Consider the following 10,271-nt stretch of genomic DNA (forward strand, 5'->3'; position numbering starts at 1 on the left):
GTTCGACCCGGCGCCCCGCCTGATCTGCGCCCGCCTGGAACGCGGCCGGTACGTCGAGACCACCACCGCCCTGCCCGGCACCCTGACCCGCGTACCCGAGCCCTTCCCCCTCGAAACCGACCCGGCCGACCTCACCCGGTCCCCCCTGGCCTAGCCCCACCGGCTGCCGGCCTGGGCCGACCGGACACCTTCCGATCGACCCGGGCCGCCCCCTCGTACCCCCACCCGTCCGCCGTGCTGTCACACGGGTGACGAGCAGGACTTCTGCACCGGCCCGGGAACGTACGCCCCGAGCGCCGCACTTCCCGCGGAAGCGGACGCCGGGCGTGACAGGGCCGGGTGCGAGCCGGTCAGGAGCGGGCGCGTGCGTTGCGGCGGCGCAGGTGCCAGTAGGTGCCGCCGAGGGCCGCCGCGGCCAGGCCCGCCCCCGCCAGTGTGGTTCCGGTCGAGGGCGTGAAGGATCCGCCGAGGCCGCCACGGGTTCCGTTCGGTTGCCGGGTGACGGTGAAGCCGGCACTCCAGGGGCTGCCCCCGGGGCAGGAACCGGTCACGCTCCAGGTGGTGGCGGAGGTGGTGAACTGCGACGTCGAGGCGATCAGGGCGGTTCCCCGGTAACGGCCGCCGGCGCCGGGCATGCCGCCCTCGCCGACCAGGCGCAAGGTCGTGGTGCCGGAGGCGAAGGCCTGGGAGGTCGCGGTGATGGTCGGGGGCGATTGGCTGGTCTGGGTGAAGGAGCACTCGACGTTGATGGTGATCGTGCCGCCGGGGACGACGGTGAGCGGGCTGACGCTCGCGGAGTCGGCGTAGGCGGCGGGCGGCGTCAGAGCGAGGGCCGCCGCGGCGAGGGCCCCGGCGGCCAGGATCCGAGAGGTGCGCATCAGGGGTGCCTCCGGCAGCAGGTATGGGGCGAGCCGTCGCGCCCTTACGACCATACGAATCGACATGCGCCCGGTCCGCCGCCCGCACAGCGCCATCCGGACTACGACCGGTACCCCGGGAGGGTCCCGCCGCCCACGGGCGCGTCACGGTCGGAAGACGCCGGGTCCCGGCCCTTCGGAGGAGGTCGGCGCTCAGCGGACGCAGTGCAGGTGGATCCTGTCGAGGGACAGCACGGTCATGCCCCAGTTCGTGATGCTGCCGCGCACCCCGAGGGCGCCGTGGTGACTTGCCCGCTCGATCTTCGCGTCCGGGTGGCCGTTGCGGTACACGATCTGCACGCCGTGGGGAATCCTGAACTGGATGCCCGAGTGGTACTGGTGGTCGGAGATCGACCAGTCCTTGGGGCAGTATCCCGACACCGTCTTCGTCTCGAACAGACCGAGCGTGCCCGAGCCCAGATCGACCGTGCACGCCCGGGCGCGCTGGGCGTGGCCGTCGGGTACGCGCTCCGTCTGCACGGTGGCGCATCCGGGCAGTGGTGCGGGCTGCGCCTGGGCAGCGGCGCACCACGACCAGGAAACGCTGCCGGCGAGCAGGAGCGCCACGGCATGCGGCACGGTCTTCTTCATCCCCATCCTCTGATGTCCGCTCCCCGTCCCCGTCGGGCCGGCACACGGAGCACGGAGGCGATGGTCGTTGCCGGTCCCCACCGTCCGCCAGCACGCACGGCCAAGCCCTGGGGCAGTTCCTCGCACCGTCGTCGGCCGCCCGGGTACCGGATGTTGGACAGTTCAGCCGACGTACCCCGCACACCGGAGCCCTCCGCAGTGCCCGCCGGGCTCGCCACCCGGCTCCGGTGGCCCGAGCAGGGGCAGGCCAGCGTGTTCCTCGAGGGGGCCGGTCCGATAGGTACCCGCGGGGAGCAGACACCGGTGCCCACGGCGAGTCTGGCCAAGGTGATGGCCGCCCTACGTGGTCCTGCGGGCGCACCCGCTGCCGGGCAGCGCGGAGCAGGGTCCGCAGATACGGGTCGACACGAGGGCCCAGCTTGAGTCGGACTCGCCCGACGAGTCGACCGTGCCGTTGGCGGAGGGGCAGCTGCTCTCCCAGCGCAAGCTGCTGGAACTGATGCTCATCCCCCGGCGGCAGGTCGTGCGGGTGCACCTGGCCCGGGCCCAGCACGATGCGCAGGCGGGGGCGGCAGATCGCGATCTCGCCCACCGACTGGCCCTGGGCGCCGTCATGAACCAGCAGCCGCACACCACCCTCGGCACGTCGAGGGCGGCCGTGCGCGCCGCCAGTACCGACCTGATCGCCTCCCTCCGACGTGAGTTGCGTCCGCCCCGGCCCACCCCGGCCGCCCGCGTGGCGGCGGCCGGCGGGGCCGGGATGCTCCTGGCACTGTGACGCACCATCAGCGATCGGGCTGGACGGTGTGGTCCGTCACCTCACCCCTGGACGGATTCCGACACGGACGGCTGGAGGGTGGTGCCCGAGACGGTGATGGCACGGTTGCCCACGAGCGGCAGGTGGTCCTTGTCGTAGACGGTCCGCCAGCCCTCCCAGATCAGCCCCGTGTTCTCCTCGATGCGGATCTTCACGTTGCGGGCGTTGCCGTGGAGCTGGATCTCGGTGCCGAAGGGGGCGGTCTTGCCCCTGCCGTTGTCGGCCCACGTCCTGTGGGTGAGGACCTCGTTCCCGCGGCTGTCGTGGCTCAGCTCGTCCCACGAGATGTCGTAGCGCGCGACGTACCAACCGTTGTGCTGCAAGGTGATGCGCCCGCCGGAGTACTCCGTCGCCCGCGTCTCGACGTAGTCGGAGTTGTTGACGATGGTGGCCGGTTCGTTGTCCTTGAGGAAGGACGTGGTGTAGGAGATCGGGACGCCGGGGCTGAGCCGGCCGTAGGTGCTCCCCTCCTGGATGATCTTCTTCAGGTCGTCGACCTTGCCGCTGACGACCTTCGTGGCCGCACTGGCGTCGCCGCCGAGCACCACGGCGGAGAAGGTGGTGTTCTTGAGGATGTTCTCGACCTCGACGTCACCACCGGCGCCGACCCCCTTGAGGGCCGCCGAGAACGCAGCCTGGACCTTGTCGCTCCGGCTGCCGGTCTCCAGCTTGACGTACATGGAGCGGCCGTAGGCCACGCTGGACACGTAGGCCGGAGGGCTCGTCCTGGACACCCCGCGGGCACTGAGGTCCTGCGGTGTGACGGAGGAGTCGAACACCGAGGCAGGACTGTCGGGCGCGTTCATGCTGACCGTGTAGTAGACCTGCTTGAAGCTGACCACCTGGACCTGCTTGTCACCGGCGGCGACGCTGGAGAAGTCGATGTTCAGCGGGGCGGCCACCTTGTCGAAGGACATCCCGAACGTGGCCTTGAGCTGGGACATGCTGTAGGCCATGGCCTCTTCGTACTGGATCCGGGCCGGGATGGTCGGGTACGTCGGCGCCGCATCGGCGTTCCAGCGTTCGAGCAGCGTGTTGACCCCGGCCCGTACGGAGCTGGTGGACGGCTGCTTGACGACGACGGAGCTGGACTTCCCGGTCATTCCCGGCAGGTCGACACTGAGCGTCGCCGGTGCCCGGGGCGCGGAGATCAACGTCGGATTGTTCTCCAGGAGGGCCGGGTTGGCCTTGAGCAGCGCACCGGGGAACGTCTTGTCCTCGTTGGCCCCGATGGCCGCGATGTCGGCCGTGAGGTTGGACAGGGACTTCTTCTGCCGGCTCAGGACGACGAACTTCCCGTCCTTCTCGGCCGAACTGTTCGGCGGGACGGTGGTGACCTTGTCCCCTTGGTGTGTCAGCAGCTGGTTCTTGTCGTAGGTCATCCCCAGCACGTAGTCGTTGAGCGCTGAACCCGCGGTGGTCCCGCTGGTACTGGCACTCGCCGGTCCGCCCCCGAGGAGCGTGCCCCCGAGCAGCACCACCGTGCTCACGCCGAGTATCCGGGGGATCTGTCGCCTCATTCGCGTCGTCTCACTTTCCTGCCCGGACACGAGCCTTGCTGCTGCCGTGGACCGGGCCTGGAGCTGGTACTTCCGGATCCCGGAAGCAGCCCTATGGATGACACACCTCCCCCCGCCGGGCAAACGGACCGTTCTTATAACTACTGGTCGGTAAGTCCCGTTTCAGGGCGGGCACATGAGATTTGACCCACCCGAACGATCTCTGGGGACCACCCGAAACACCCCCTTTCCCGACGCGCCCGACGTGGGGCGGATCACCCGTGGCGCCGTCAGATGCGGAGCCCGAAATCTTGGCCGCAGGTCCGTGTCCACCCGAAGGCCGGCGCACCACACTCGGCGGAAATACACCGCCGAGGAGCCTGTCATGGAAGTACTGAAGACGTGGTGCCAGCGCATGGCGCGGCACTGGGAAGTCCCGCGCGAACTCAAGCAGGACGGGGAAACGGACTGGGCCTACGTGGAGCGAATGGCTCTGCTGGAATGCCCGCTGAACCTGCCCGACGCCCAGGTGACGCTGATCCGTGATCCGCTGTTCGAAATGACCACGTACCCGGCGACGCAGTTCGAACTGGTTTCGCTGGTCAAATACGTGGCCAGCCACCTGGGTATCGCGGATCCCTATCCCGCCTCCGATCAGCTCTGGGATCCCCGCTGGGGGAACCTGCCCGCCCAGCTTCCCTACGGCGCAAGCCCGCCGCTCCTCTGGAACGGCCGGCGCTGGGTGCCGTGCCAGTGGAACCAGCAGAGCCAGAGCTACGAGCTGGTCGATCCCCTCCCCGGGCCACCCGACGGCGCCGGCACGTCCGGCCCCGACGATTTCGAAGACATGCTCGAGAAGATTTTCCGGAAGTCCGTGAAGGAACAGATCGCCAACCCGGAGTTCGCCCACATACCGAAGGACGTCCTCGCGCTTGCGGTCGCAGATGGAATCGTCGAGATGATGCTCGAAATCGAGAACGGCAAGCACTGAGTGCATCAGGAGGAACGGCATGGAAAAGCGGGATTATCAGTACAAGAAGCGCAAGAAGAAGAGCTCGTCGACCGGCTCGGACGGTTCGGGCAGCGATTCGGAGCACTCGTCTTCCGAACCGAAGAAGCCGCAGGAAAGAGGTCACAAGCGGAAGGTCGGCTTGGATTTCCGGACTGATTCGCCGCCGGCCAAGAAGACTGCCGCCAAGGGCGACGTGGTCGCCGTCAAGAAGGCAGTCAAGCAGGGCCTTGACAGAGATGCCTTGGCGGCTTTCGATGCCGGACGCTCGACGCTAGGAAAGAATTCTCCGAGCCTGCACCAAAAGGCTCGCGAGTGGCACTGCAAGATCCGCCAGGAGGTGGCGGACACCCTGACCACGGAACACCAGAAGCAGACCTTCCGTGTCGAGGTGGACGAAGAATCCCATGCATTTCGGCGCAAGGGTGGCACGGTCCTCAAGGACGCCGACCTCAGGGTCAACCAGAAGGTCGGCATCTCGAAGGTCTTCACCGACACCTGGGAGGAAGCCCTCGAGGCCCGCGGCACGAAGATTCCCGACGACCCGAAGTGGCTTGCCGGCCACAATATCTATACGAACGTCACCCTGCATGGTCCGAAGAGCTTCAAGGGAAACCGGGTCATTCAGGCTCTCGCCCAGATCGCGCAGGTTGTCCTGACCCAGGCGGACGCGCCCGGCGAGGACGAGTGCCAGGCGGCCAGAATCGGCAGCCATGTCTACATCAGCGCCAACAAGGCCGGCACGATCGCCGCCTACGTCGGGAAGTACGAGAACCTCGCCGCGGCGGCGCTGTCCGACGCCTACTGCGTCGAACCCCGCATCGCCCAGGCGGTGGCCAAGGGGCTGCTCTTCATGAGGAACGACCCTGACCGGATCGGCCGGATCGGCAAGGACGATCCCAATGTCGTCCAGCTCGCGAAGGACCTCGCCGAGGTCCGCAAGTCGCCGTTCAGCGTCATCACCGCCGAAGAGGCCGCCGTCACCATGCGCAGCACCGGCAAGTCCGCCATCTACTTCGTCAGGCCCCGCACGTCGCATGCCGAGCAGACCCTCGCGATGGCCTACATCATGAGCGGCTCCAGGGACGTCATTTCGATCGCCGGATCCAAGACGCCGTGTACGGTCTGTTATTACACGCTTCTCTACCTCGTCGAAGAGTGCGGGCTTCCCATCAAGATGATCGAGGGCGTAGGTGCCTACTGGAAGTCGACGACTCTTGGATTCAATGAGGTGCTGGCCGAGGTGCGGTACATGCTCGGTGATGAGTACGGCAGAGGCGACGCCGTCGCGGACTGGCTTCGCAGACAGCTCGCGAACCGCGACTCCAGCGACGTCTACACGAACGTGCTGCCGGCTGGGGCGTCCGTGAAAATGCCGCTGACAAAGGGCGAGCACGGCCTGACGAGCACCGTGAAGATTCCCAGGGACGACCTCAGCCTGCGGGCTCGTACCGACAGCGATCTCGAAGACACGGTCATCCGACAGAAATTCAAGGGAAATTTCACGGTCGACATCCCCAAGAAGATGAAGACTGAGAACCCCGGCATGTCGCATCGGTTCGGCTCGACGGCCTACCGCACTGAGGCGGAAGGGGAACTCGCCGACATGTCGGTTTCCGAGCTGGAGAAAATCGCACGCCAGGGGGCGCAGTCGAACAAGGGAGTCAAGCGCCCCAAGTCCAGCAGCACCAAGAAGAGAAGCACCGCAGCCGGCAATATGAGCGTCGAGCAGGTGTCGGACTTCCTGAGACTGGTGAGTTCCGACAAGAAGTATGCCGACCTCCTTGCGAAGGTCAAAAAGGCCTACCTGGGAATGGACAAGAAGAACACGTGGGATCTCGAATGGATCAAGACACTGTTCAAGAACGGCAGTCCGCCGAACGCCATGCGCGATGGGGTTCGGGCGGCCGTGGTCTCTTCCCTGATCGCGTCCTATCCTGACGGAGAGCTTCCCAAGGGTCTGCAGCCGTTCAGCTCCGCGTTCCTCTGACATCCAACGGAGGAGGATGGCCCGGGAGAGCGAGGGCCCGCGCCGCCTGTGACAGGCGGCGCCAGCAGCACGGACCGGTCACGGCAGGCCTGCCCGGCCGAAGGGCAGGCCTCCGTCCGCGCTCGGAGAGCTGCGGGCAAGCGTCTGCGCAGACCGGTCCGAGGAGCGTGTACGCCGCCGGATCCGAAAGGAGACGTACCGTGCCCCCGCGGGCCCGGGCAGGCCTCAGACCCCGGGGCCGGCGCGGTCTTGACCGGGTGCCGGCGGTGGCGGGTCCCACAGGTCGAGCAGGCGGTGGAAGGGTCTGCGCAGGGCCACCGCCACGGCCTGCGGATCCTCGTGCCGGTACCGGTCCAGCAGGTCCCGGGCGACCGCCGCCTCCCCGGCCGGGTCACGGCCCGCCAGCAGCGCCGCCACGGTGCGCCCGGTGGCGCCGACGACTGCGGGCAGCTCCGTGCCCGCCCTGCGCAGCGCCGCGCTGTCGCCGTCCCGGGCGCTCAGGACGTCGGCCTCCACCGCGAGGAGATCGATGTACGGGGCGCCCTCGGCCACGATCCGCAGCCGGTGCGCCAAGGCGGCCACCTGCTCCCGGTCGCCGCGGCGCAGTGGGTTGAACCGCATCGCCCGTTCTGCCTCGAGCGTCCACTCGCGCACGCGTCTCAGCCGCTCCACCTCGACCGCGACGCCGGACCGGTTCTCCTGGGCAAGGGCCGGGTCCCCCAGTGCGGCCACGCTTCCCACCAGCAGCGCCGGCAGCCACTGTGTGCACTCCCGGGCCAGGGCCGTCAGCTCGCGGTGCGGGTGCGGCGGCCACAGCAGCGGGGCCAGCACGATGGTGACGATCCCGCCCAGCCCCGTCTCCCACACCCGCGTGATGCCGTACGCGTCCGGGAGCGGGTTGGACAGCACCAGCAGGGAGGAGAGGCCGACCTGAGGGTTGAGGGCCCGGCCGGGGCCGATGAGGGCCCCGAGGAGCAGGGCGAGGCCCAGCACCACCACGAGGGCCGCGAAGGAGGGCGTCAGCAGCGTGACCACGAACAGGCCCACCGCGACGCCCGCCATGACCCCGAGGACCCGCAGCGCCACTGCCGTCAGAGAGGAGAAGGGATCACTGCGCAGTGCCATCAGGGGGGCGAACACGGCGTAGACCGGCGGGTTGTGGGCTCCCGCCCACACGGTCACCTGCCAGGCGATGGCCCCGATGACCAGTACCCGGGCGGCCGCCGGGCCCTGATCCCGCAGGCGCCCGAAAGCCCACTCCCGCCAGCGGCCGGAGGGTGCGGTGCTCACCGTGCCACCGTACGACCCGGCCGCGCCGGGCGCCTTCCGGGGCCCCGGGCACCCGGACCGCCATGGACCACCCCGCCACCACCCCGCCGGGGGCGTGGTGGCGTTCGATGGAGGAACCCCCACCAGTCGGGCCGGAGCCGGGTCAGGGGGTGTTGTAGGCGATCACCGCACGGGCCAGGTCGCCCGTGTGCAGCCCGTCCGGGGTGCCTGCGATGTCGTCGGCTGCGACGATGTTGAGGTGTTCACGCAGGCCCGGGGCCCGCCATGGACCTGCGAGCTGCTCGTGGAGGAGGGCGTTGAAGGAGTCGGCTCGCTCCAGCAGGAACGTCCTGGTGATGCCGGACGGGCCGTGCGGGGTCGCCCCCGAGTAGGCGGTGGGTGTCATGCGCCAGCAGGCCGTCCCACTCGTGACGGGGGTGACGTTGCGGAGGTATCCGGTCGGGCAGGACCAGCACTCGCCACGCCACGGGAACCGGTCCATACGCGGGTCCCAGAACGCTCCCGCCGGGCAGTTCCACGCCCAGGTCTCGGCCCGCACGTAGGTGGCGGAGGTGCTGACGGCCCGGCTGGCCTGCCAGCATGCGTCCCCGTTGGTCACGGGGGTGACGTTGCGGATGTATCCGGTCGGGCAGGACCAGCACTCGCCGCCGTTACGCGGGTCGTAGAAGGCGCCGTCGACACAGGTCATCGAGTCGGGAAGGGCAGTGAAGCTCTGCTGGAGTCCGGCCAGGCCGAGGAGCGTGTCCGGTCGGATGAGGCCGGCCATGACGAAGAACTTCCCGTCATCGGCACCCGGCGTCCGTGCCAGCGCGTTCCGGTCGCGCGTGAGGGTCTCGTCGAACAAGGCGCGGGGGCTGGCGAAGTCTCTGAGGTAGTCGCCGGCCGGCGGGTTGTCGGCGGGGTAGCTCCCACGGTCTGCAGCCGAGTCCGCGGCCGGCCAGGCCCAGTCCCGACGGATCAACCCCGAGCCGTCGAGAAGGACGACGTTCTTTCCTGCGGCCACGAAGGTGCCGTAGGCGGAGGAGGGGGAGAATCCGGGCCGGGTGGCGAGGCTGTCCGTGCCGACGAGTCCGGCGAACCGCTCATACGCCTCCGTGGTGGCTGCGGTCAGCTCCGCATCGGGGGCGCTGACGGAGAGCGAGACGACGACGACCTCCGAGGGATGCGCCGTGATCCAGCGCGCGATCTGCTCGGCCTCCGCGCCGGGGCCGAAGAACGCATTGCCAAGGGGAGCGCCGTGGAAGGAGTACCACTGGCCGTCCTGCTTGCACAGGCGGAGGTCGAGGTAGCGCGAGCCGCTCGCGAGCTGGTCGGTGACCGAGACGCGCTGGGTCCGTGCGACGCTCGCGGCCAACTGGGGGAAGCCGGCGGCCAGGTCGTAGATGTAGCCGGTACGGCATAATCCGGACCGGGCGGTGATGCCCCAGGAGCCGGCGTCGTGGCTGCCCGGCATCGCGATCCGGTTCAGCGGCGTGCCGGCGATCCGGGGGCCCAGATCGCCCATCCAGGAATCCAAGCGCACCTGCCCGGCCGGCGGTGTCCCATCGGCTTGAGCCGGTGCGGCCGTCGGCAGCCACATCGCGGCCAGAACTGCCGCGAGGGCGAGGGCGCGGGCCGAGCCCGTCCGTAGTCGGTCCAGTCTTCGCTGTGCGAACACGGATCACTCCTCCGTAAGGGACGCTTGGCGTCCGCTGCATGCTGTCCGATCGGACAGCATGCCATCAATCATTTGACCGCGACATGCCAAGCGGGGGTGTTTCCTTGACCACTCGCCAGATCCTGGCGGCCCGCGCCGTTCCCACCTTGAGGACCCGCACGTGGTGACGGCCGACGCCGCGGCGGGGGCGAGCCCCGAAGCACACACCATGTCCGTGACCGCCGACCGATGGGCGTCGTGTGGGTTGCGGCGGTTGGCGGTTGGGTTTTCAGCGTGGGGTTGTGCCGGGTGGGTGGTGCCGGCTGGTGTGGGGCGGGAGGCGGGGGGCTCGCGTCTGATGGCTCTCGCTGGTCGTGGCGAGCTGTCTTCTGTGCACGTGCGGTTGACTGCCTGGATCCTGGCGACGGCCGCCACGAGCCTGCTCTTCCTTGGGGCGTATTTTTTGTTCTTGTGTCAGCTGGAGGCTTTGTTGTTTCTGTGCTGTGGTACTGGCTTGTATCT

The 10,271-nt window shown here is 68.8% G+C and carries 8 protein-coding genes; 3 read left to right on the forward strand and 5 right to left on the reverse strand.

The genetic code is table 11. From position 1 onward, the window contains the following. Positions 1 to 350: 350 nt before the first annotated feature. Both AB0O40_RS36470 and AB0O40_RS36475 read right to left on the reverse strand, forming a co-directional pair. Positions 351 to 878 (reverse strand): hypothetical protein, encoded by a 528-nt coding sequence (locus AB0O40_RS36470; protein WP_365050326.1) that lies wholly within the window; start codon positions 876 to 878, stop codon positions 351 to 353. A gap of 192 nt (positions 879 to 1,070) precedes the next feature. After that, positions 1,071 to 1,508, reverse strand: a complete 438-nt coding sequence (locus AB0O40_RS36475) for a hypothetical protein (RefSeq protein WP_365050328.1) — start codon at positions 1,506 to 1,508, stop codon at positions 1,071 to 1,073. Between the two features lie 343 nt (positions 1,509 to 1,851). Between AB0O40_RS36475 and AB0O40_RS36480 the strand changes: the two genes are divergently transcribed. Next, on the forward strand, positions 1,852 to 2,286 hold the full coding sequence (locus AB0O40_RS36480; RefSeq protein WP_365050330.1) for a hypothetical protein: 435 nt from the start codon (positions 1,852 to 1,854) through the stop codon (positions 2,284 to 2,286). Between the two features lie 41 nt (positions 2,287 to 2,327). Here AB0O40_RS36480 and AB0O40_RS36485 read toward each other — a convergent pair whose 3' ends face one another. Further along, on the reverse strand, positions 2,328 to 3,845 hold the full coding sequence (locus AB0O40_RS36485) for a thiol-activated cytolysin family protein (protein WP_365050332.1): 1,518 nt from the start codon (positions 3,843 to 3,845) through the stop codon (positions 2,328 to 2,330). 364 nt (positions 3,846 to 4,209) lie between these two features. On the opposite strand from AB0O40_RS36485, the gene AB0O40_RS36490 reads away from it, so the two are divergent. Beyond that, complete coding sequence (locus tag AB0O40_RS36490) at positions 4,210 to 4,815, forward strand: hypothetical protein (RefSeq protein ID WP_365050333.1); 606 nt, start codon at positions 4,210 to 4,212, stop codon at positions 4,813 to 4,815. Positions 4,816 to 4,834: 19 nt separating this feature from the next. Continuing rightward, a complete protein-coding gene (locus AB0O40_RS36495) occupies positions 4,835 to 6,823 on the forward strand; it encodes a hypothetical protein (RefSeq protein WP_365050335.1) in 1,989 nt (662 codons plus the stop codon). Between the two features lie 225 nt (positions 6,824 to 7,048). On the opposite strand, the gene AB0O40_RS36500 is transcribed toward AB0O40_RS36495, so the two are convergent. Both AB0O40_RS36500 and AB0O40_RS36505 read right to left on the reverse strand, forming a co-directional pair. Beyond that, positions 7,049 to 8,113, reverse strand: coding sequence for an FUSC family protein (locus tag AB0O40_RS36500; protein WP_365050337.1), 1,065 nt, complete (start codon positions 8,111 to 8,113; stop codon positions 7,049 to 7,051). A gap of 142 nt (positions 8,114 to 8,255) precedes the next feature. Further along, positions 8,256 to 9,617: a hypothetical protein gene (locus AB0O40_RS36505; protein ID WP_365050339.1), complete on the reverse strand. Its 1,362-nt coding sequence runs from the start codon at positions 9,615 to 9,617 to the stop codon at positions 8,256 to 8,258. Positions 9,618 to 10,271 lie beyond the last annotated feature (654 nt).

The sequence above is a fragment of the Streptomyces sp. NPDC089919 genome, from assembly GCF_040684615.1.
In the GTDB taxonomy this organism is placed as follows: domain Bacteria; phylum Actinomycetota; class Actinomycetes; order Streptomycetales; family Streptomycetaceae; genus Streptomyces.